This window comes from Citrobacter europaeus, assembly GCA_020099315.1.
Classification (GTDB): Bacteria; Pseudomonadota; Gammaproteobacteria; order Enterobacterales; family Enterobacteriaceae; genus Citrobacter; species Citrobacter europaeus.
In genome coordinates this window covers 428,341-450,746 of the sequence record CP083650.1, presented here as the reverse complement: position 1 = coordinate 450,746, position 22,406 = coordinate 428,341, and the positions used below count along the sequence as shown (strand labels likewise).

Genomic DNA, 22,406 nt, shown 5'->3' with positions numbered 1-22,406 from the left:
CCGCGTTGGTATTTCAATAAAAATAAAACACCAATATTTCCGGAGAATATCTTTCGAATGAAAAAGAGAAATGCAGGATGGTATTAACACCATCCTGCAGAAGAGAAGTTGAGGATTACTGCCAGCCGTAGCGGCGGCTATAAAAACCTTTCACAAGCTGGGTTAATGTCATGTAACCCGCCAGAATCGCAACCAGCCACGGGAAGTAGCTCAGCGGCAGCGCCTGCAACTGCAGATAGCTGGCCAGCGGCGAGAACGGTAATGCAATGCCCACCACCATTACCACCAGCGTCATTAGCATCAACGGCCATGCGGCGCGGCTTTGGATGAACGGCACGCGACGGGTACGGATCATATGCACAATCAGCGTTTGTGACAGCAAGCCCACCACGAACCAGCCAGACTGGAACAATGTCTGATGCTCTGGCGTATTAGCATGGAACACGAACCACATCAGGCAAAATGTCAGAATGTCGAAGATCGAGCTGATCGGTCCAAAGAAAATCATAAAGCGGCCTAATTCAGCGGGATTCCAGCGCTGCGGCTTTTTGATCTGCTCTTCGTCGACATTATCAAACGGAATCGCCACCTGGGATACATCGTACAGCAGGTTCTGGATCAGTAAGTGCAGCGGCAACATCGGCAGGAACGGTAAGAAGGCGCTCGCCACCAGCACGCTAAACACGTTACCGAAGTTAGAACTGGCCGTCATTTTAATGTACTTCAGCATGTTAGAAAAAGTACGGCGTCCTTCGATCACCCCTTCTTCCAGCACCATCAGACTCTTTTCCAGCAGGATGATATCAGCAGCTTCACGCGCAATATCAACCGCGCCGTCAACGGAGATACCGATGTCCGCAGCGCGCAGCGCCGGGGCGTCGTTAATGCCATCGCCCATAAAGCCGACCACATGACCTTCGCGCTTGAGCAGCGTGACAATGCGCTCTTTATGCATCGGCGTCAGACGAGCAAACAGCGTGGTACGCTGGGCAAGTCGGGCCAGCTCATCGTCACTTAACCCCTCAATGCTGCTGCCGATAACCACATCGCCCGCATCCAGCCCCACTTCATGACACACTTTCGCCGCCACCAGCTCGCTATCGCCAGTGAGAATTTTCACCGTAATTCCGCTGGCTTTCAGCGCTTTCAGCGCCGGCGCAGTGGTCTCTTTCGGCGGATCGAGGAACGCAATATAGCCTTCGAGGATCAGATCTGATTCATCAATACGCTGGTAATCGCCCTCACGCGCAGGCAGGTATTTCGTCGCCACCGCCACCACGCGCAGCCCCTGACGGTTCAGCGTGTCCGTGACGCGTTTCACCCGACGCAGCATGTTGTCATCTAACGGGACAATCTCACCGTTGTGGCGCACCTGGGTGCAAACGTTAAGGATCTCCTGCAACGCGCCTTTACACACCAGTTGATGCACATCGGTTTCTTCTGCGACCACCACCGACATGCGGCGGCGTTCGAAATCAAACGGGATCTCATCGATTTTCTGCCAGCGGGTAGAGAGCTGACGGGCAGATTCTTCGTCCACCCCCTCCAGCACCGCCGTATCCAGCAGATTCTTCAGCCCGGTCTGATAATGGCTGTTCAGCCACGCAGAATGCAGGACGTGTTCGCTGGGCTTTCCTGAGATATCCGTATGATTCTCCAGCACAATTTTATCCTGAGTCAGGGTACCGGTTTTATCAGTGCACAAGATATCCATTGCGCCAAAGTTTTGGATGGCGTCGAGGTGTTTAACGATGACCTTTTGTTTTGACAGCTTCACCGCCCCGCGCGCCAGCGTCGAGGTGACGATCATTGGCAGCATTTCCGGGGTCAGTCCCACTGCCACAGACAGGGCAAACAGCGCCGCTTCCCACCAGTCGCCTTTGGTATAGCCGTTGATGATGAGCACAATGGGCGCCATCACCAGCATAAAGCGGATCAGCAGCATACTGACGCGGCTGATCCCTTTCTGGAATGCATTTTGCTCGCTTTCCTGCTCGCTGACGCGGCCCGCCAGTTGCCCAAACCAGGTATTAGCTCCGGTTGAAATCACGATGGCCTGTGCCGTGCCGCTCACCACGTTGGTGCCCATAAAGCACAGGGTATCGCATTCCAGCGGGTTGCTTTGCTGCGGGTCGCGGCTGGTTGCAACTTTCTCCACCGGCAGCGATTCACCGGTCAGCGAAGCCTGGGCCACGAACAGGTCACGCGCCTGCACCACGCGCAGATCGGCCGGGATCATATCCCCTGCCGCCAGCTTGATAATATCGCCGGGAACCAACTGGTCGATCGGCAGTTCAACCCAGCCATTCTCCCCTTTCTCGTTAATAACGCGCAGTACCGTGGCGGTGTTGCTGACCATCGCTTTCAGCGCATCTGCCGCTTTGGTGGAACGCGCCTCCTGCACAAAATTCAGCAGCGTAGAGATGACGACCATCAGCGCGATGACGCCAGCGGCAAACAGATCTTCGGTGGCATAGGAAATCGCACCGAGGATGGTCAGCAGAATGTTAAACGGGTTACGGTAGCAGACCCACAGATGCACCCACCATGGCGACGGCTTCTGCGCCGGCAACTGGTTCTCGCCATGTAATTCGCGAGCGTTTTCCACTTCCGCGGCGTTCAACCCTTCCGGGTGCGTGCCGAACGTTTTCCACAGCGCTTCTTCGTCCATCAGGGCCATTTTCAGGCAATGTTCGCTCAGCGATGGCGGGATCGGCGTGCTGGCAACGGTCTGGGCATTAGGCAACGGATCGCGATGCACCAGACGATGCGGTAAATGGCGGTTTAGTCGGGCAAACAACTGGCGAGTCATATTTTTGAACATAGGCAGTCCCTCTGCACCAGTATAAACAGGCGCAGTAAATCCTTCAGGCGTGGCAAGGCCTTGCCTGATGGCAATTATTAAATCACAACAGGGACGTCAGAACGTCACTGTCTTACTGTTCCGGTAAGACAGTGAAAGACAGGCTTACCGGAAAGGGTTGTTTCTCCGTCTCGGGAGAGGGGTGGGATCGGGATCCATATAGCCTCCGGTAAGTGAATGATTTGCGCTGCGGATTATACGCAGAAAACCATAAGGTTTGTGGCAATTATGGCGATATGATAAACCATGGAAACTAAACCAAACGTATACCAGACTTTGCCCATTGCACCGCGCTTGAGTAAAGTTATTCTCTATTTGGCATAACTTCACACGCAACACGGGAAAACAGGATGCAAAACCGGCTGACAATTAAAGACATCGCCCGCTTAAGCGGCGTGGGGAAATCAACCGTTTCCCGTGTGCTTAACAATGAAAGCGGCGTGAGCGAACGCACGCGCGAACGCGTTGAAGCGGTGATGAACCAGCACGGTTTTTCCCCTTCCCGCTCCGCACGCGCCATGCGCGGTCAAAGTGATAAGGTGGTGGCGATTATCGTCACGCGTCTGGACTCGCTTTCGGAAAATCTCGCGGTGCAAACCATGCTACCGGTCTTTTATGAGCAGGGCTACGACCCGATCATGATGGAAAGCCAGTTCTCGCCCGAGCTGGTTGAGGAGCACCTCGGCATGCTCAGACGCCGCAATATTGACGGCGTGGTGCTGTTTGGTTTTACCGGCATTACTGAATCCATGCTCGCCTCCTGGCAGGATTCGCTGGTGCTGCTGGCAAGAGATGCGAAAGGCTTTGCCTCGGTCTGCTATGACGATGAGGGCGCCATTCGCACCCTGATGCAGCGTTTATACGATCGCGAGCATCGCCTGATCAGCTTTCTTGGCGTTCCTCATAGCGACGTAACCACCGGTAAGCGCCGCCATGAAGCCTACCTGGCGTTCTGTAAGAAACACAAACTGCACCCCGTCGCCGCGCTGCCGGGTCTGGCCATGAAGCAGGGCTATGAGCAGGCCGCCAACGTCATCACCCCAGAAACCACCGCTTTAGTCTGCGCGACGGATACCCTCGCCCTTGGGGTCAGTAAATATTTGCAGGAGCAGCGAATAGAGAACCTGCAGCTGGCGAGTGTGGGCAGCACGCCGCTGATGAAATTCCTCCATCCGGAAATTATCACCGTCGATCCAGGATACGCTGAAGCCGGACGACAAGCGGCCTCACAGCTGGTCGAGCAGATCAACGGCCGTAGCGAACCACGACAAATCGTTATACCTTCCGCCCTCTCCTGATCGCTTTCTGAGCGTTAATTTGTGATCTTCGCTGCGTTTCGGGAACGTTCCCATTTTTAAAATTTCATCGACGATATACTCTGGCGCCAACAACGAGAGAGTTGCCGAATGACGACGCTACAGCGTCTTTTCCGGTCTACGGGGAACACACATCATCATGAGCAAAATAAAACAAGCAGACATCGACCGGCTGATTGAGCTGGTAGGCGGGCGCGACAATATCGCCACGGTGAGTCACTGCATTACTCGCCTGCGTTTTGTGCTGAATCAGCCTGCGAATGCCAGGCCGAAAGAGATCGAACAATTGCCGATGGTCAAAGGCTGCTTCACCAACGCCGGACAGTTTCAGGTGGTGATTGGCACCGAGGTGGGCGATTACTACCAGGCGCTGTTGGCGACAACCGGGCAGGCCAGCGCCGACAAAGAGCAGGCGAAAAAGGCCGCGCGACAGAATATGAAATGGCACGAACAGCTCATTTCTCATTTTGCGGAGATCTTCTTCCCGCTGCTGCCTGCGCTTATTAGCGGCGGCCTGATCTTAGGTTTCCGTAACGTGATCGGCGATCTGCCCATGAGCAACGGGCAGACGCTGGCGCAGATGCATCCTTCGCTGAAAACCCTTTATGACTTCCTGTGGCTGATTGGCGAAGCGATCTTCTTCTATTTGCCGGTCGGGATTTGTTGGTCGGCGGTGAAGAAAATGGGCGGTACGCCGATCCTCGGTATTGTGCTGGGCGTGACCCTGGTTTCTCCGCAACTGATGAACGCCTATTTGCTCGGTCAGCAGGTGCCGGACGTGTGGAACTTCGGCCTGTTCAGCATTGAGAAAGTGGGCTACCAGGCGCAGGTCATTCCGGCACTGTTGGCCGGGCTGACGCTCGGGTTTATTGAAACACGCATGAAGCGCATCGTCCCGGATTACCTGTATCTGGTGATCGTCCCGGTGTGCTCGCTGATCCTTGCGGTATTCCTTGCGCACGCCTTTATCGGTCCGTTTGGCCGCATGATCGGCGACGGTGTCGCGTTTGCGGTCCGGCATCTGCTGACCGGCAGCTTTGCCCCGATCGGCGCGGCGCTGTTCGGCTTCCTGTACGCACCGCTGGTGATCACCGGCGTGCATCAGACCACGCTGGCTATCGACATGCAGATGATTCAGAGCATGGGCGGTACGCCGGTATGGCCGCTGATCGCACTGTCGAATATCGCCCAGGCCTCTGCGGTGGTCGGGATCATTATCTCCAGTCGTAAACACAACGAACGTGAAATCTCCGTTCCTGCCGCAATCTCCGCTTATCTTGGGGTAACTGAACCGGCAATGTACGGGATCAACCTGAAATACCGCTTCCCGATGCTATGCGCGATGATCGGCTCCGGTCTCGCCGGACTGCTGTGCGGCCTGAACGGTGTGTTGGCGAATGGGATTGGCGTCGGCGGCTTGCCGGGCATCCTCTCCATTCAGCCGACCTACTGGCAGGTCTTTGGTATGGCGATGGTCATTGCGATTGTTATCCCAATGGTACTGACCTCATTCGTTTACCAGCGTAAATACCGTCTGGGTACATTACAAATTGTCTAACTTTTCTTCGGGGCGCAGTTGCGCCCCAACGTATTTCCAGGAAACAACCATGAATATTCCCCACTGGTGGCAAAACGGCGTTATCTATCAGGTTTACCCCAAGAGTTTTCAGGACACCACCGGCAGCGGCACCGGCGATTTACGCGGCGTAACGCAGCGTCTCGACTATCTACAAAAGCTGGGGGTCGATGCCATCTGGCTGACGCCGTTCTATATTTCGCCGCAGGTTGATAACGGCTACGACGTCGCAGATTACATGTCTGTCGATCCGTCCTACGGTACGCTTGCAGACTTTGACGAACTGGTAGCGCAGGCAAAAGCGCGCGGTATCCGTATTATTCTCGATATGGTGTTTAACCACACCTCAACTCAGCACGCCTGGTTTCGTGAAGCGCTGGATAAAGACAGCCCGTATCGTCAGTTTTATCTCTGGCGCGACGGCACGCCAGACAGCCCGCCGAATAACTGGCGTTCCAAATTTGGCGGCAACGCCTGGGGTTGGCACGCCGAAAGCGAGCAGTACTATCTGCACCTCTTTGCTCCGGAGCAGGCCGACCTTAACTGGGAGAACCCGGTAGTCCGTGCCGAGCTTAAGAAAGTCTGCGAGTTCTGGGCCGATCGCGGCGTGGACGGGCTGCGTCTCGACGTGGTCAATCTTATCTCCAAAGATCAGGACTTCCCGGACGATCCTGACGGCGATGGACGGCGTTTTTATACCGATGGTCCGCGCGCGCATGCGTTTTTACGCGAGATGAACCGCGACGTCTTCACACCCCGCAACCTGATGACGGTCGGGGAAATGTCGTCCACCACGCTGGAAAACTGCCAGCAGTATGCCGCACTCGATGGCAGCGAACTGTCGATGACCTTTAACTTCCACCACCTGAAAGTGGATTACCCTAACGGCGAAAAGTGGTCGTTAGCAAAACCCGACTATGTGGCGCTCAAAACCCTGTTCCGCCACTGGCAGCAGGGCATGCACAATCAGGCCTGGAATGCGCTGTTCTGGTGTAACCACGATCAGCCGCGCATCGTGTCGCGTTTTGGCGATGAAGGGAAATACCGCGTTCCGGCCGCCAAAATGCTGGCGATGGTGCTGCATGGCATGCAGGGCACCCCCTACATCTACCAGGGGGAAGAGATTGGCATGACCAACCCGCATTTCCGCCAGATTACCGATTATCGCGATGTGGAAAGCCATAACATGTTTGCCACCCTGAACGGCCAGGGACGCGATGCGCAAGAGCTGCTGGCGATCCTCGCCAGCAAATCCCGCGATAACAGCCGCACGCCGATGCAATGGGATGCCAGCAAACACGCGGGCTTCACCGCGGGTCAGCCGTGGATCGATCTGTGTGACAACGCGGCGGATATCAACGTAGCGGCAGCGCTGAGTGATACCGACTCGGTGTTCTATACCTATCAGAAGCTGATCGCCTTACGCAAAGCGGAGCCAGTTATCACCTGGGGCGACTACCAGGATCTGCTGCCGGACAGCCCGCATCTGTGGTGCTATCAACGAGAGTGGCAAGGGCAACGGCTGCTGGTGATTGCTAATTTGAGCGATACCGTCCAGAACTGGCAGCCGACCCAAACCGACGGAAACTGGCAGGTGCTAATGCACAACTATGCCGAAGTCGCCAGCCAACCTGCAGACATGACGCTACGTCCTTTTGAAGCCGTCTGGTGGGTGCAAAAATAGCTTGCAATTATGTTCTGGCCCGGTACGCATAGCGCTGCCGGGCTTTGTTACATGCGCTTAGCTTACCCTTCTGTTTTTGCTGAATAAATAATCAGAATTTTCTACCTACAATTTACAATCGGCTGTACTGCCCGTCATCTGTACGCTCCGATTTTTACTTTGCGCTACATCAAAAAAATCGTAAACATCCTTGATGCAAATCACTACATATAGAACTTAAAATGCACGCCGACCCAATATGTTGTATTAATCGACTACAATTGCTACAACTACAGTGCACCGCTTGACGGTGGAATTGTGGATAAAGTGGGTCAGGATTGCGGGAAGTCATTGGCAATAGAGATGAATAAAGCCATGGCCGCTTCCCCAACCTCTGTGGATAACCTGTTCTTATAAATATGGAGTGATCATGACACCGCATGTGATGAAACGAGATGGCTGTAAAGTGCCGTTTAAATCAGAGCGCATCAAAGAAGCCATTCTGCGTGCAGCTAAAGCAGCGGGAGTCGATGACGCAGATTACTGTGCCACCGTCGCAGAAGTCGTTAGTAGCCAGATGAATGAGCGCAGCAAGGTCGATATCAACGAGATCCAGACAGCGGTAGAAAACCAGCTGATGTCTGGCCCGTATAAACAACTCGCCCGTGCGTACATCGAATATCGCCACGACCGTGATATACAGCGTGAAAAACGTGGCCGTCTGAACCAGGAAATTCGTGGTCTGGTTGAGCAAACCAACTCTGCTCTGCTGAATGAAAACGCCAACAAAGACAGCAAAGTGATCCCGACCCAGCGCGACCTGCTGGCCGGTATCGTTGCCAAACACTACGCACGTCAGCACCTGCTGCCGCGTGATGTCGTCCAGGGGCACGAGCGTGGTGATATTCACTATCACGACCTCGACTACTCTCCGTTCTTCCCAATGTTTAACTGCATGCTGATCGACCTGAAAGGCATGCTGACGCAGGGTTTTAAAATGGGTAACGCGGAGATTGAACCGCCAAAATCCATCTCTACCGCGACCGCCGTCACCGCGCAAATCATCGCTCAGGTTGCCAGCCATATTTATGGCGGCACCACCATTAACCGTATTGACGAAGTTCTCGCACCGTTCGTGACCGAGAGCTTTAACAAGCATCGCAAAACCGCTGAAGAGTGGCAGATCCCGGACGCCGACGGCTATGCGCATTCCCGTACCGAGAAAGAGTGCTACGACGCCTTCCAGTCGCTCGAGTATGAAGTGAATACCCTGCATACCGCCAACGGTCAGACGCCGTTTGTTACCTTCGGTTTTGGTCTGGGAACCAGTTGGGAATCGCGTTTGATCCAGCAGTCCATTCTGCGTAACCGCATTGCTGGCCTGGGTAAAAACCGTAAAACTGCGGTCTTCCCGAAACTGGTGTTCGCAATTCGTGACGGTCTGAACCACAAGTTTGGCGATCCGAACTACGACATCAAACAGCTGGCGCTGGAGTGCGCGAGCAAGCGTATGTATCCGGACATCCTGAACTACGATCAGGTAGTCAAAGTCACCGGTTCGTTCAAAACGCCAATGGGCTGTCGCAGCTTCCTCGGCGTGTGGGAAAACGAGAACGGCGAACAGGTTCACGATGGCCGTAACAACCTCGGCGTTATCAGCCTCAACCTGCCGCGTATCGCGCTGGAAGCCCATGGCGATGAAGCCACCTTCTGGAAACTGCTCGACGATCGTCTGGTGCTGGCGCGTAAAGCGCTGATGACCCGTATTGCGCGTTTGGAAGGCGTGAAAGCTCGCGTTGCGCCGATTCTGTATATGGAAGGTGCCTGCGGCGTGCGTCTGAAAGCGGACGATGATGTGTCAGAAATCTTTAAAAACGGTCGCGCGTCCATCTCTCTGGGCTACATCGGCATTCACGAGACCATCAACGCGCTGTTTGGCGACAAGCACCTGTACGACAGTGAGCAGCTTCGCGCCAAAGGTATCGCCATTGTGGAACGCCTGCGTCAGGCGGTCGATCAGTGGAAAGACGAGACCGGTTACGGCTTTAGCCTGTACAGCACGCCAAGTGAAAACCTGTGCGATCGTTTCTGCCGTCTGGATACCGCCGAGTTTGGCGTAGTGCCGGGTGTCACCGACAAAGGTTACTACACCAACAGCTTCCACCTCGACGTGGAGAAGAAGGTAAACCCGTACGACAAGATCGATTTCGAAGCGCCGTACCCGCCGCTGGCAAGCGGAGGCTTCATTTGCTACGGCGAATACCCAAATATTCAGCACAACCTGAAAGCGCTGGAAGACGTCTGGGATTACAGCTATCAGCACGTGCCGTATTACGGGACCAACACGCCAATCGATGAATGCTACGAGTGCGGCTTTACCGGCGAGTTCGAATGCACCAGCAAAGGCTTCACCTGTCCGAAATGTGGTAACCACGACGCGGCCCGCGTGTCGGTCACCCGCCGCGTATGCGGTTATTTAGGCAGCCCGGACGCGCGTCCGTTTAACGCTGGTAAGCAGGAAGAAGTGAAGCGCCGCGTTAAGCATTTAGGCAATGGGCAGATAGGTTAATTTCCGTTTGCAAAGGCCGTAGGCCTGATAAGACGCAATAGCGTCGCCATCAGGCATCACAATGTTGCCGGATGCGGTGCAAGCACCTTATCCGGCCTACATGCTTTCTGGACATCCTCTATGCAATACCACCAATATTACCCCGTCGATATCGTCAATGGCCCCGGAACCCGCTGCACCCTGTTTGTCTCCGGGTGCGTGCACGAATGCCCCGGTTGCTATAACAAAAGCACCTGGCGGCTCAATTCCGGCGAACCGTTTACCAAAGAGATGGAAGATAAGATCATTGCCGATCTGAACGACACGCGCATTCACCGTCAGGGGATTTCGCTGTCCGGCGGCGATCCGCTGCATCCGCAAAACGTGCCGGATATTCTGCAACTGGTACAGCGTATTCGCGCTGAGTGTCCGGGAAAAGATATCTGGGTGTGGACCGGCTACAAGCTTGAGGAACTCAACGCTGCGCAAATGCAGGTGGTGGATCTCATCAACGTGCTGGTCGACGGCAAATTTGTGCAGGATCTGAAAGACCCGGCGCTGATCTGGCGCGGCAGCAGCAACCAGGTGGTACATCATTTGCGTTAACACGCGATCTGGAGAGGCTTTTTCACAGCCTCTCCGTCCATTTGCTCATTCGCGACTGTGCTTTTCCCGTGGCATCAATGGCGCGCCCATCCGGCAACCAGCGTTGCGCCTCACCTTTCATTATCCCCTTTTCATAAGATAAACGCTGGGCAAGCGTGCCGTCCGGGTAAAACTGTTCGCTGAGAGCGTGGCGCAGCCCTTGCTGCCACTGTTCACGTAGCTGCAACTGCCCGAAAGGATAAAAGCTGCGGCATTCGCCGTGCAGTTGACCGTTAAGCCACTGCTCTTCTCGCAGCAATCCTCCGTCTTCAGTGAAGTAGCGGGCAATACCGTCCGGCTTGCCCTCACGATACGCCTGCTGCATGGCAAGCTGGCCGTTAGGATGCCAGCGCTCCATCATCCCGTTCAGCATCCCCTGCTGGTAACGCAGAACCGCCAGCAGGCGTCCGTTTTCTTCAATTCGCGTTTCACCGTTAAGCTGGTCGTTTGCGAAATTCGCTCGTAGCAAGGTGCTGTCCTGCCGATACTCCAGCGTATCGCTCATCAGTTAATCTTCACCATCCCGCCCTTAATCATCAGCATCCCGCCGCCATCCACGGTCTGAGTGGCGCTGGCTTTGCTGGTGAGCGTGGCTTTCGCTTCGTGGCTGATGGTTGCGGCTTTTTGCGTCAGCGAGGCTTTCGCTTCACTGGCGATGTTGGTGGCATCCAGCTTCATACTGCCCGATGCGCTGGCGTTAAGACCCGCCCCGCTCTTGATGTCCAACGTTTTGCCGCTCTCCAGGGTTAGCGTACCGCTGACCTTAATCGTCAGGTTGCCGTCGACGTTCAGCGTGTAGTTGCCCTTTACCTTATGCGTCTGGTTGCCGTCGATGGCGTGTTCCTGATCGCCTTTCACCGTCACACTGCGTTTCTCTTTGACCTCCAGCGTGTCGCTGCCTTTTTCGATTTTCACCGTGCGATTGCCTTTTTTCAGGGTGACCGCTTCGTTGCCCTCTTCAACGGTGCGCGTGCGATCGTTTTTGACGCTCTGAATGTCGTCATGGCTGATAGTCGTTTTGCTGTCGTTGAGCACGGTGAGCTGGAAGTCTTTCTGCGCCTGCATCGCCAGCAGTTCGGCGTCTTTTTTGTCGTCGAAGCGCAGTTCGTTAAAACCTTTTTCACTTTTGGTTTTAATCCCGGACTGAGTCTGATTTGCCGGAAGGGCATACGGCAGAGCATTCGCGCCGTTGTACACGCAGCCGGTAATCAGCGGCTTATCCGGGTCGCCGTCGATAAAGCTCACCACCACTTCCTGACCGACGCGCGGGATAAACTGCGCGCCAAAGCCGTTGCCGCTCCAGGCGGTGGCGACCCGCAGCCAGCAGGAGCTGGTTTCGTCGTTTTTACCCTCTCTGTCCCACGGGAACTGCACCTTTACTCGCCCGAGCTTGTCGGTCCAGATCTCTTCTCCCGACTTGCCAACCACCGTCGCCGTCTGGGTATGCATAAACGGTACTGGCGTGTTGCTCTGCGGGCGGTATAGCGTCGCTTTCGGAATGGCGGTAAAGCGGTTGCGATAGCGCTCGCCGTCGTACTCGTGGCTGACGGCGGTGATTAGCCAGTCGATGTTTAGCGCCTTGTCGTCGTGCTCGGTTAAGGTGAACCAGTGACCGGCCATCAGCGCCGCGCGGTCGCTTTCACCGACCAGCTGTTTGGCCTGCGCCTTCAGGGCATTAACCTTCCACGCCGCCAGCGCGTCGCCTTCGGCTTTAACGCTAAAACGCCCCGGATGCTGATACTGCATCCCGCCCTTCTTCTCCCCGGCCTGGACAAACAGCGTGGCTTTTGGCTGTTCGTAGTTATAGTCGCTGCTCTGGAACCCCTGCGCAGTGGCCTGCAAACTTAGCTGCGCCGAACGAATCATGCCGGTTTCCCGCGCGCCGCTTGCTGCGGCCTGATACTTGACCTTTTTATCACCAGTAATCGGCGGGAAGGCGCTGTTATCATCCGCCAGCACCAGCGTGTGCTTGCCTGCTGCGTGGGTAAAGAACCAGAAAATTCCCTCCTGCTCTAGCAGCCGCGAGACAAAATTAAAATCGCTTTCGTTGTATTGCAGGCAGTATTCACGCTTCGCCGGTTTGGTTTCCAGCTGGAATTTGTAGTCGGTAAACCCGGCGTCTTTAAACACCTTTTCGACGATCTCCTGCACACTGAGGTTCTGAAACACGCGGTTATTGCTGGCGAGCGTCAGCCACCATAGCCATGGGCGCAGCACAAACTGGTAGCGATCGGCGTTGCTGGTCGCCGGAAGCTGGTGCGCCTCGGCAATCAGACCGTCGTAATCGGCGTCGTTGATGGTGGCGGTCAGATGGGTCGCCAGCGCGGCATCCAGCGTTAACGGCGCAGAGGTGGTTCCCGCGACGGTGGCGGTGATCAGGCCGTTAAGCTGGGATTCGGTCTGCGCGGTGGCGGCGACCAGATCGGTTAATGTTGGGGAGGTAAGCTTGATGATGGTGGAATCTGACATATGAAATTCCTTTTATATTTGTCGAGTACGTTATGCCCGGTGGCGCTACGCTTACCGGGCCTACAGAATGTGCAGTCTTTGTAGGCCGGATAAGGCAAAGCCGCCATCCGGCAGTTCTGCATTCAATTTGAAAATAACAACACATCAATTGATTAGGGAACAATTTCATGTTGTTCTGATAGTTCTGTATCTGCATGAATATGGAATCGCATTCTCTGATTTGTATTAATTGCGCCAATCCACATATGCCTAATCATATTTTCAGATGCATATTTTCTTTTTGCATGCCGTAAAATTCTTATGAATGTAAACTGATCATCTTGTTCATACGAATATATGTATCGAGATGTATTATATGTTCTTGTTACTTGTCTTGAAGGGTGAACAAAGCTACAAGATATTTCTATGCATCTTCCATTATGTGGCATATTAATTCCTCAATAATTATCCCATCACTTCCCCAACCACCAGATTCTCAACATCCCTCGCCCCCACTCCCTTACATTTCTCCATTACTCTTTCGACCAATCCATCCTCCATATTTAATTTTTCTCCCGTCGCCACTAAATATCGCTGCGCTAATTTCTCTAATTTAGCCAGCACAATTCCCTTCAATATTTCTTCATCCAACGCCCGATACGCCACCGTGGTCATCCTTGCTAAAAACGCCGGGCGGAAATGGGTTAATAGTTCCTCGCGCAGCGCCTCGTTGAACCGCTCGCTGTTTAATTCCCCCGCAGGCGTGTCGAGAATTAATTCCGCGCCGACGTTGCTGGTCGCCAGCATCACCGTATTTTTGAAATCGACAATCAACCCGGTGCCGTCCTCCATTACGCCTTTGTCGAAGACGTTATAGAACGCCTCCAGCACGTCCGGGTGCGCCTTTTCGATTTCATCGAGCAGCACCACCGAATAGGGGCGGCGGCGCACGGCTTCGGTTAACGCCCCACCGCTGCCGTAGCCCACGTAGCCCGGCGGCGCGCCTTTCAACTGGCTGACGGTGTGCGCCTCCTGGTACTCAGAAAGATTAATAGTGATCAGATTGCGTTCACCGCCGTACAGGGCGTCGGCCAGCGCATACGCGGTTTCGGTTTTGCCCACGCCGGTTGGCCCCACCAGCAGGAACACGCCGACCGGCTTTTGCGGGTCAGTCAGGCCGCTGCGATAGGCGCGCAGGCGTTGGGCGATGGTCTCCAGCGCTGCCTGTTGACCCATTACCCGAGCACTCATCCGTTCAACCAGCGTACGCAGGGCGTGGGCTTCGTCGGTGAGCATCTGCCCAAGCGGAATGCCCGTCCAGCCGCCAATCACCGCCGCCACCGTGGCGGGATCGACACAATCCGGCACTAGCGGCACCTCGTCGCGCAGTTGGGCAGCGGCGGTTTCCAGTTTGCCAATCAGCGCCGCGCACTCCACCAGCTCTTGCTCCAGTTCCTCGTCATCGTCCAGCCGCGCACTGAGATCCAGCATCCGCTGGCGCGTCGCCAGTAGTTCGCCGACCCGCTGACGCTCATCCTGCCAGCGCCCTTCCACTTCTCTCGCCTGCAAGCGTAACTTCTCCGCCAGCGCCTCCAGCTCGCACAGCCTGTCGTGATGATCGACGCCGACCAGCAGCTCGCGGTTGAGGCGTTCACTCTCTTCTTCGATGGCCGCCTGCTGCTGACGGATCTCCTCAAGCTGGGGCGGCACATCATGCTGCGCCAGCGCCACTCTTGCGCAGGCGGTGTCGAGCACGCTGATGGCTTTGTCCGGCAGTTGGCGCCCGGAGATGTAGCGCTGCGACAGACGCACCGCCTCGCGGATGGCGGTATCGAGGATCTGCACGCCGTGGTGTGCCTCGAGCTTGTCGGCCACCGCCCGCAGCATCACCACCGCGCTGTTCTCGTCCGGTTCCTCGATCTGGATACGCTGAAAACGCCGGTCCAGCGCCGGATCCTTTTCGAAATATTTTTTGTACTCCTGCCAGGTGGTGGCGGCGATGGTACGCAGTTCCCCACGCGCCAGCGCCGGTTTCAGCAGGTTGGCGGCGTCGCTGCCGCCCTCGGCGCCGCCCGCGCCAATCAGCGTGTGGGCTTCGTCGATAAATAAAATGATCGGTTGCGGGGATTTTTTTACCGCGTCGATCACCCCTTTCAGCCGCTGTTCAAATTCACCTTTCACGCCCGCGCCCGCCTGCAACAGGCCGAGATCCAGCGACAGCAGAGCGACATCGCGCAGCGGCGGCGGCACACTTCCTTCGGCAATGCGTCGCGCCAGCCCTTCAGCGACGGCGGTTTTGCCCACCCCCGGCGCGCCAACCAGAATCGGGTTGTTTTGCCTGCGCCGCAGCAGGATGTCGATACACTGGCGGATCTCCGCGTCGCGCCCGATGATCGGATCGATCAGCCCTTCCCGCGCATCACGGGTCAGATCGTGGGTGTATTGATCCAGCACGCCGCCTTCACGCTCCGGGTGTTCTCCCGTATGCGTATCGCTTAATTCTTCAACAGAGCCACGACACCAGCTCTGCCACTGGCTTTCCATCACCCCCGCCGGAAGCTGCAACAGCAGCGGCATTCCCTGCGCCAACTGGGCGCGCAGACGTTCTCGGGTGAGTAAGGCTTGCAGCAACAACGCTGAACGGACCTTCAACAAACGCTGGAAAGCCGCCAACAAAACCGCTCCTTCCAGTAATTCCACCAGTTGCACGGAAAACACCGGCATCCGCGTGCAGCCGGATTTAAACTGCGCCTGGGCGCTATGGATCTCTTCGCGCAGCGTGTCGACGGAAATCGCCGCGCCGCTCAGGCAATACGCGAGATCACAGTGTTCATCATCGAGTAATGCCAGCAGCAGATGCTCCGGCTCAACAAACCAGTGTCCCTGCGCCCGGCTGCGTTCGGCGGCCTGCTCCAGCGCACGAAAGCAAACCGGATTCAGTCGTTGTACCAGCGCTTTTAAGTCCATGCGTTGTTCTCCTCAAGTTGCTGTTGGCAGTGAAACACGGCGGGTTTACGCCCTGCCAGTTGAGCGGTATAGCCCAAACGCGGCGGCGTATCGCGGCTCAGGCAGTGGTCAAGATTTAGCGTCCCGCGCATCATCAGTTGCAGCGTTATCCCTGGGCCAAACCAGATTTGCCCCAGTTTGCTGAGCTGAAGAAAGGCTTGCCCATCGGATAAAAACGCCCGCCACCGGGTGGGGCTTTCAGCATGCAGGTGCACCCGCAGCGCCGCATGCTGATTCCAGATCCGTCGCCCGGCGACGCTGTTGCGCCCCAGCCGACATCCCGTCCGGCTTATGGATGCCTGCGGCAAAGGCTGCCAGCGGCCGACAAACTCTTCGACATGCACGGTGACGTTCAGTACGGCCTCGACCAGCGCCACAAATCCAGCCACAGAACGCCTGCGATTCGTCAGGCTGCCGCATTGCATCAGCAGGCTCTGCACCTGTGCAGACTCATGCTTTTCCATGGCATCAAGCCTGAAACCACACAGTGCCCGCATCACCGACTGCCCCGGCGCGTTATCCTGGCGCGCGTAGGGCGTAGCCAGCCGATACAGGCTCAGGCTTCGGTAGTGATGCTGAATAAAACGCTGTTGAAACATAAAGATAAAATCCTGCGGTGCGCTGTTTTTATCCTGCGTCGCCTGCTGCAGCCATTCCAGCCAGCCATAGGGCAGTACGCCATCCGCACCTCCCGGCCCGAGGCTACGCACCTGGAGAACGTCGTTGTTCAGCGCGCCAAGTTCCGCAGGCGCAAACGCCAGCCCCAGCTCACCCCACAGCTCGGGCGTGTCACCGCTCGCCTGTAAAATCCTGAGGCACTGCTCCAGCGAAAAGCGCCACGGCTCGCCCTTAAGTTGCGCCATTACGCTATCAGCGCGGTCTGTTCGACGTCTGTCCATAGCGACAGCTCCTCCCCTTCATCCAGCAATACCGTACGTACAAAGCAGTTAGCGGTCGCGTTACGCGCCAGAAAACGGGCGACAATCCCCGCAAACAACAGCCGACTGTTGCCCGTAAATGCCTGTGGGTCGAGGGTCAGCGTCAGCCGAATACCGTTATGCCAGCCGCGCCAGGCATCGCCTCCGCGGTGCTCGCTAACCCGCTGGCAACACATCTCGCGGATGCCATTTATCTGTTGCCAGACGGCGGGTGACGCAGAGGAAGGGGCATACAGCGCCAGCAGCTCTTTGAGCGAGTCCAGAGCCCTCTCTCCCTCGGTCAATGAAAGGTGATTGAGCGCCAGCGAAGAAAGCAGTTTCCAACGCGCATCTCGCTGCAAGGCGGGCGCAGAAGGCGTGGTCGGCGTTCCCAATAAATGCACCTGCGCGACCGGACCAGGGACTTCAAAGGTCAGAGGCGTTCCCGCACAAAGCTGTGCAGCCTTGTTACCGTTACTGCACCAGAGCGTCGCCGTCAGGCTTGTCTCTTCGTCCGGAGCAAACGGGTCGAAGCGGCTGTCCACCAGGGTTAACCACAGCGCATTGCCCTGCTGGGGGTTGCGCCGCGCATGCCAGAACCAGCGGGACTCGCTATGCCCGCGGGCCGAGTAATATGCAGGCACGCACCAGGCCTCCTCACGGCGGCTCATCCACAGCGTCTGTACACGGTAGATCTGTACATGGTGATCGTGATGATCGGCCACCAGCCGATGCTCGCTGCGGGTATGCCCGGCGCTCAGTGGCTCAGAGGTCCGGGTGAAAAGGTTAACGATTGGCACACAGCCCAGACGAATATCACCCGAGTGAATATGCTGTGCCCCCGGCGGAGCGCGATCGAAAGGAATGCACAAGGTCATGCCATCGCCATCCTTCGTCGGCGGCAGCGGCAAATCAAAATACATCAGCGCCTGCGGACAGTTCATCCAGGCACTGAGCGCCAGCACGCTGGACTCTACGCCCGGTTCGCAGGGCAAAATCTTTTCGGCATTCAGCAGGCCAATAGGATGTGGGCGCAGCGGCCCGATGACATGGGCGTACAACAAATCAAACAGCGTGGCGTTGATTTGCGGCGAGCCGCTGAGATGAATGCGCAACTGTGTTACCGCCAACGTTGAAAACTGATGTGGCGGCAGGCAACGTAGCTGAATCCGCAACGCGCCGCGCGCCCGCATCAGCCCGGTTAACTGCCGGGCCTGGGCCGCATCACACCAGCTAACATCTTCAATCTCAATAGGCCACAGCGTTTGCGCCAGCGCGGTACGCCACCAGACCGTCTCACCGCTTTCCGTTAGCGCGTAAAGCGGCGTTCCGGCTGGAAGGGCGTAACCCCGACTCAAATCGCCTGCCAGCGGATCCGCAGTAAAACTGGCGGTAGCAGAGGAAGGAAACGGTCGTATTGCATGGGGAGAAAGCTGCTCCAGTAGCGATTCGCACAGCTCGCCGAAGCCGTCGTCAAGGCGCTGATGCAGTCTGGCGCTTTGCAGAGCGAAGCCTTCTAAAAGCCGTTCAACATGCGGATCCGGGCAATCAAATTCGCTCAGCCGCAGACGAGAGGCTACGTGCGGGTGCCGATGGGCGAACTCCCCGCTGGCTTTTCGCAACCATCGTAATTCCTGCAGATAATTTTCCAGCAATCGATCGTCCATTGATCTCCCCCTTTCGCGGGTTATTGCCAACTGCCGTTTTGATACGCCAGACTCAGCGTCAACGGGTCGTCATCGTTCCACAGCATCGCTTCAATGCGTAGCGCCAGCGTCTGATGATGCGCATCCTTCACACTGATAGTTAGCGCCTGGATCCGCGGCTCGTTGCGTAAAATGGCTGCGCGTAGCCGGCGACAATACCAGCTAAGCACTCGTTCATCGCCCGCGTTCAGTCCATGCCATTCCGGGACGCCCCAGGCAAGCAGCAGCGGCAACGCGTCATCATCCGCAGGAGCGCGGGAGTTGAACAATCGCCTCAGCTCCCGGCACACCGACTCGCGCGGCGTAACACCTTCATCCATCAGTCTGTCGAACAATGCAACCGGGATGGATGATTTCATCATCAACCACCATTTTTATTCATCGCCATATCCCAGGTCGACGCCGCCGCACCTTTCTCCGCCCCTTCTAATTTTTGGGCCTTCAATTCCCATTTAATTTTGCTGAAGTTTAGGGATAGCGTTTCAACAGGTTTACCGCCCGAGCCGCCGCTGACGCTGATATGTGAAATCAATACGTTGTCGAGGGTATAGACAATAAACGGCAGCACCGAATCGCCATCATTGCGACATAGCGTTAAAACAGCCTGCGTAATCATTTTCCCGGAACAACAGTAAAGATTAAGTTCAGGAGTGGAAATATCGACAAATTTGGTCAGTGACATCTCCCCCACATGCGCCCGACCAGACGTACGGTTGGTGTTACTCACATCATTAGTAACCTGCATCGCAACATTATGGCTGAAGGACATAATTTCAATTTGGTCTACATATCCATCAACGTTGCTGTCACCTTTGATCGGATCAATCTTTAAAAAAATAGCATCCATAGAATCTTCCCTTATGTAATTAAGCCGATACAGGCGGTGGCAATTCCGCCACCAGGCGGATAGATGTGGTCAATTCTTCCAGTTGGAAATGAGGGCGCAGGAATACCACCGCGCGATAGACACCAGGTTTGCCGGGAACATCCAGTACGTCTATCCGTGCTTCGCGCAACGGATATTGCGCCTTGATCTCCTGCGGTGCTGTGTCGCTGAGTAGCACGTAACTGGCAATCCAGTTATTGAGGAATCGCTCAACATCTTCGCGACTCAAAAAACTGCCGACTTTGTCGCGCATAATGACTTTCAGGTAGTGCGCAAAGCGGGAGGCGGCAAGGACGTACGGCAGCATCGCCGAGATCCGCGCATTCGCGTTGGCTTCAGGCGTGTTGTAGATTTTTGCCTGGTTGGTGGTTTGCCCGCCAAAAAACGCGGCGGTATTCGTATTCTTTTTATGACACAGCGCGATGAACCCAAGATCGTTCAACTCTTTTTCACGGCGATCGGTAATGGCTACCTCCGTCGGACAGCGCAGACTGATATCACCGGATGGCGTGGAAAAAGTATGCGCCGGGAGACCTTCCACCAGTCCGCCACCTTCTGCGCCACGAATCGCCGCGCACCAGCCATATAAAGCAAACGCCTCGGTAATGCGATTGGCCAGTACCCAGGCGGCATTCCCCCACAGGTATTTGCTGGCATCCAGGCCGTTAACGTCCTCGATAAAGTTTACCCCGTCTACCGGCACCGTATCCGGCCCGTAGGGCAGACGCTGTAAAACGTGCGGCAGCACCAGCGAGACATAGCGCGAGTCGTCGCTTTCACGGAATGCTCGCCATTTGATCATCTCGGTGCTTTCGAAGATCTTCGCCAGATCGCGTGGCACGCTCAGCTCAGCGAACGATCCCATATCAAACAAGCGCGGGCTGGCAGCGGCAATAAACGGCGCATGAGCGGCCGCCGCAACCTGAGATATTTTCTCCAGCAGCGCCACGTCCTGCGGATGACGGCCAAACTCAAAATCCCCCACCAGCACACTATAGGGATTGCCACCAAAGGTGCCGTACTCATCTTCGTACAGCTTTTTGAACAGCGTGCTCTGATCGAACTCAACCGCTTTTTCCAGATCGTCCTGCAACTCTTTGCGCGAGACATTCAGCAGTCGTAACTTCAATCGCGTACTGGTTTCAGTGTTCATTACAAACTGATGCAACCCGCGCCAGGAAGACTCCAGCTTCTGGGTATCCGGATGATGCAACACCTCATTCAACTGGGCGCTGATAAGCTCATCGATCTGCGCAATACGGTGGTTGATCATCGCCACAGTGTCGCTTCCGATCGCCATTCCTTCATCGAGGATTTGCGTCGCCAGCTCTTCCAGCATGTCCCGCGCATAGGTTTGTTGCAGCTCATCACGAGCCATCCGTCCTTCCTGAATAATGCGGTCCAGTACGCTCAGCGTAACGGTCTGTCCACCCGTTTCAGTTTGTTCTTGCACATTCTCCATTGCTCTTCTCCTTTTCCGTCACGCGTTTTCAGCTGGTTTTTCTTCAGCAGCAGGTCTTAACGCCTGAAGTTCTGCGTTATCGTTTACCACCTGCTGTAACAACGCATCCAAATCGTCGTTACCATCCAGTTTGGTGAGGAGGTCGCGCAAGCGTTGGCGGGCGAGGAAAAGACGCTGGAGGGGTTTAACCTGATTGATAATATTGAGCGGCGAAAAGTCGTCGAACTCGTTAAAGCGCAGCTCAACGTTCAATTTGCTGCCATCATTAGCCAGACGATTTTCTACCTGAACCGCCAGACGAGGTGAGATGGAGGAAAGCACATCATCGAAATTATCACGATCGATTTCGACGAATCGCCGCTCACGTAATTTAGCGGGTGGGGATGCTGGATGCCCGGATAAATCAGCCAGAATACCAACAACCAAGGGAAGTTCTTTTTTCTCAATCGCCCCACCCGTTTCCACATCATACGTTATTTGTACGCGCGGCGGCCTAATACGGTTGAGTTTATGCTGTATGCTCTCGGCCATATTTAATCCTTTTTTATTGCAATAGTATCCCTGGTACGATATTTGCCGCACCATTATTCGAAAAGTGATATTCATGAATAACTACCTGCAATATAAAAAACACAACAAAAAATAAATATCAACTTAATTTTTTGTTTTTTACACAAAAATAAAACATTTGATAAAAATCAATTAACCAAAAATCAACCAATAAAAATCAACAAGTTACACCAAAAGTTAATTAAAAATAATACTTTACACTTGAAATATAAATCACATGAATATTTAAATGTTAACGAATTTTATTACTTCAGATTCGTCCAATAATGATTTAAGTCAAAAACAGAACCGTTGCTATTAATTACCTTCTTAAGGAAGATATAAAAGGATTTTATATGACAAACGGCCTACGCCATCCAGCCAGCATAATATTATTCAGTATTTTAATTTTACTGAGTAGCGGCTGTTCATTGTGGCAAAACCGTGTGGCATTTAATGATGTGGTCATTGAAACCGTAGCAGATGCAAACGATAACACACCAGTCGCAGTGGATATTGTCGCGGTTGCCGATAACGCGTTGCTGCCAACCGTACAAACGCTTAGTGCAACACAATGGTTTAACGCCAAATCACAACTGCTGCGCGATAGCCCTGACGGGCTGCACGTTTGGTCGCTGGAGCTGGTGCCGAATTCGCGTTTTGTGACCAAAAACTCCCCTCTGCAGGGCGTTAAGGCAGAGGCAATTCTGCTGTTTGCCCGCTACAGCAGCGCAGGAGAACACCGCTTAAGACTGGATAAAGCAGATTCATTGCATCTGCTGCTAATGACGGATGAAGCAGTCCTGGCCCCCTGAACAAGG

17 protein-coding genes are annotated in these 22,406 nt (G+C 55.1%); 6 read left to right on the top strand and 11 right to left on the bottom strand.

Annotation, left to right across the window (positions count from 1 at the left end; translation table 11 throughout):
• Positions 1–115 precede the first annotated feature (115 nt).
• A complete protein-coding gene (gene mgtA / locus LA337_02115; GenBank protein UBI18383.1) occupies positions 116–2,812 on the bottom strand; it encodes a magnesium-translocating P-type ATPase in 2,697 nt (898 codons plus the stop codon).
• Positions 2,813–2,968: 156 nt separating this feature from the next.
• Complete coding sequence (mgtL, locus tag LA337_02110; protein UBI18382.1) at positions 2,969–3,022, bottom strand: mgtA regulatory leader peptide MgtL; 54 nt, start codon at positions 3,020–3,022, stop codon at positions 2,969–2,971.
• Positions 3,023–3,213: 191 nt separating this feature from the next.
• Here mgtL and treR point away from each other — a divergent pair, with 191 nt between their 5' ends.
• The 5 genes from treR to nrdG all read left to right on the top strand — a co-directional run bounded on the left by treR (position 3,214) and on the right by nrdG (position 10,572).
• Positions 3,214–4,161 (top strand): trehalose operon repressor TreR, encoded by a 948-nt coding sequence (gene treR / locus LA337_02105; GenBank protein ID UBI16518.1) that lies wholly within the window; start codon positions 3,214–3,216, stop codon positions 4,159–4,161.
• Between the two features lie 157 nt (positions 4,162–4,318).
• On the top strand, positions 4,319–5,737 hold the full coding sequence (gene treB / locus LA337_02100) for a PTS trehalose transporter subunit IIBC (protein UBI16517.1): 1,419 nt from the start codon (positions 4,319–4,321) through the stop codon (positions 5,735–5,737).
• A gap of 49 nt (positions 5,738–5,786) precedes the next feature.
• Entirely contained in the window at positions 5,787–7,439 is a 1,653-nt protein-coding gene (treC, locus tag LA337_02095; GenBank protein UBI16516.1) for an alpha,alpha-phosphotrehalase, read from the top strand.
• Between the two features lie 409 nt (positions 7,440–7,848).
• On the top strand, positions 7,849–9,987 hold the full coding sequence (gene nrdD / locus LA337_02090) for an anaerobic ribonucleoside-triphosphate reductase (protein ID UBI16515.1): 2,139 nt from the start codon (positions 7,849–7,851) through the stop codon (positions 9,985–9,987).
• Positions 9,988–10,107: 120 nt separating this feature from the next.
• Positions 10,108–10,572, top strand: coding sequence for an anaerobic ribonucleoside-triphosphate reductase-activating protein (gene nrdG / locus LA337_02085; GenBank protein ID UBI16514.1), 465 nt, complete (start codon positions 10,108–10,110; stop codon positions 10,570–10,572).
• 22 nt (positions 10,573–10,594) lie between these two features.
• Here the strand turns inward: nrdG and LA337_02080 are convergent, their stop codons facing one another.
• The 9 genes from LA337_02080 to tssB form a co-directional block, all read right to left on the bottom strand.
• Entirely contained in the window at positions 10,595–11,116 is a 522-nt protein-coding gene (locus LA337_02080) for a toxin-antitoxin system YwqK family antitoxin (protein ID UBI16513.1), read from the bottom strand.
• Entirely contained in the window at positions 11,116–13,080 is a 1,965-nt protein-coding gene (vgrG, locus tag LA337_02075) for a type VI secretion system tip protein VgrG (protein ID UBI16512.1), read from the bottom strand. Before vgrG ends, LA337_02080 begins: the two co-directional genes overlap by 1 nt.
• 444 nt (positions 13,081–13,524) lie before the next feature.
• On the bottom strand, positions 13,525–16,026 hold the full coding sequence (gene tssH, locus LA337_02070) for a type VI secretion system ATPase TssH (protein ID UBI16511.1): 2,502 nt from the start codon (positions 16,024–16,026) through the stop codon (positions 13,525–13,527).
• Positions 16,017–16,964, bottom strand: a complete 948-nt coding sequence (tssG, locus tag LA337_02065) for a type VI secretion system baseplate subunit TssG (GenBank protein UBI16510.1) — start codon at positions 16,962–16,964, stop codon at positions 16,017–16,019. Before tssG ends, tssH begins: the two co-directional genes overlap by 10 nt.
• Positions 16,928–18,649, bottom strand: a complete 1,722-nt coding sequence (tssF, locus tag LA337_02060; protein ID UBI16509.1) for a type VI secretion system baseplate subunit TssF — start codon at positions 18,647–18,649, stop codon at positions 16,928–16,930. The genes tssG and tssF overlap by 37 nt, the downstream gene beginning before the upstream one ends.
• Before the next feature lie 20 nt (positions 18,650–18,669).
• A complete protein-coding gene (gene tssE / locus LA337_02055; GenBank protein ID UBI16508.1) occupies positions 18,670–19,050 on the bottom strand; it encodes a type VI secretion system baseplate subunit TssE in 381 nt (126 codons plus the stop codon).
• Positions 19,050–19,535, bottom strand: a complete 486-nt coding sequence (locus LA337_02050; GenBank protein UBI16507.1) for a type VI secretion system tube protein Hcp — start codon at positions 19,533–19,535, stop codon at positions 19,050–19,052. Before LA337_02050 ends, tssE begins: the two co-directional genes overlap by 1 nt.
• Before the next feature lie 19 nt (positions 19,536–19,554).
• Positions 19,555–21,036: a type VI secretion system contractile sheath large subunit gene (gene tssC, locus LA337_02045; GenBank protein UBI16506.1), complete on the bottom strand. Its 1,482-nt coding sequence runs from the start codon at positions 21,034–21,036 to the stop codon at positions 19,555–19,557.
• 18 nt (positions 21,037–21,054) lie between these two features.
• Positions 21,055–21,642, bottom strand: coding sequence for a type VI secretion system contractile sheath small subunit (tssB, locus tag LA337_02040; GenBank protein ID UBI16505.1), 588 nt, complete (start codon positions 21,640–21,642; stop codon positions 21,055–21,057).
• Positions 21,643–21,941: 299 nt separating this feature from the next.
• Here tssB and LA337_02035 point away from each other — a divergent pair, with 299 nt between their 5' ends.
• Positions 21,942–22,400 carry a T6SS protein Cts2N gene (locus LA337_02035; protein ID UBI16504.1) on the top strand — a complete coding sequence of 153 codons (459 nt, stop codon included), beginning with the start codon at positions 21,942–21,944 and terminating at the stop codon, positions 22,398–22,400.
• Positions 22,401–22,406: the final 6 nt, after the last annotated feature.

Bases quoted from the DNA above. Each gene is read 5' to 3' on its own strand.
- mgtA (UBI18383.1), bottom strand. From the start codon at position 2,812: ATGACTCGCCAGTTGTTTGCCCGACTAAACCGCCATTTACCGCATCGT.
- treR (UBI16518.1), top strand. From the start codon at position 3,214: ATGCAAAACCGGCTGACAATTAAAGACATCGCCCGCTTAAGCGGCGTG.
- treB (UBI16517.1), top strand. From the start codon at position 4,319: ATGAGCAAAATAAAACAAGCAGACATCGACCGGCTGATTGAGCTGGTA.
- treC (UBI16516.1), top strand. From the start codon at position 5,787: ATGAATATTCCCCACTGGTGGCAAAACGGCGTTATCTATCAGGTTTAC.
- nrdD (UBI16515.1), top strand. From the start codon at position 7,849: ATGACACCGCATGTGATGAAACGAGATGGCTGTAAAGTGCCGTTTAAA.
- nrdG (UBI16514.1), top strand. From the start codon at position 10,108: ATGCAATACCACCAATATTACCCCGTCGATATCGTCAATGGCCCCGGA.
- LA337_02080 (UBI16513.1), bottom strand. From the start codon at position 11,116: ATGAGCGATACGCTGGAGTATCGGCAGGACAGCACCTTGCTACGAGCG.
- vgrG (UBI16512.1), bottom strand. From the start codon at position 13,080: ATGTCAGATTCCACCATCATCAAGCTTACCTCCCCAACATTAACCGAT.
- tssH (UBI16511.1), bottom strand. From the start codon at position 16,026: ATGGACTTAAAAGCGCTGGTACAACGACTGAATCCGGTTTGCTTTCGT.
- tssG (UBI16510.1), bottom strand. From the start codon at position 16,964: ATGGACAGACGTCGAACAGACCGCGCTGATAGCGTAATGGCGCAACTT.
- tssF (UBI16509.1), bottom strand. From the start codon at position 18,649: ATGGACGATCGATTGCTGGAAAATTATCTGCAGGAATTACGATGGTTG.
- tssE (UBI16508.1), bottom strand. From the start codon at position 19,050: ATGATGAAATCATCCATCCCGGTTGCATTGTTCGACAGACTGATGGAT.
- LA337_02050 (UBI16507.1), bottom strand. From the start codon at position 19,535: ATGGATGCTATTTTTTTAAAGATTGATCCGATCAAAGGTGACAGCAAC.
- tssC (UBI16506.1), bottom strand. From the start codon at position 21,036: ATGGAGAATGTGCAAGAACAAACTGAAACGGGTGGACAGACCGTTACG.
- tssB (UBI16505.1), bottom strand. From the start codon at position 21,642: ATGAATATCACTTTTCGAATAATGGTGCGGCAAATATCGTACCAGGGA.
- LA337_02035 (UBI16504.1), top strand. From the start codon at position 21,942: ATGACAAACGGCCTACGCCATCCAGCCAGCATAATATTATTCAGTATT.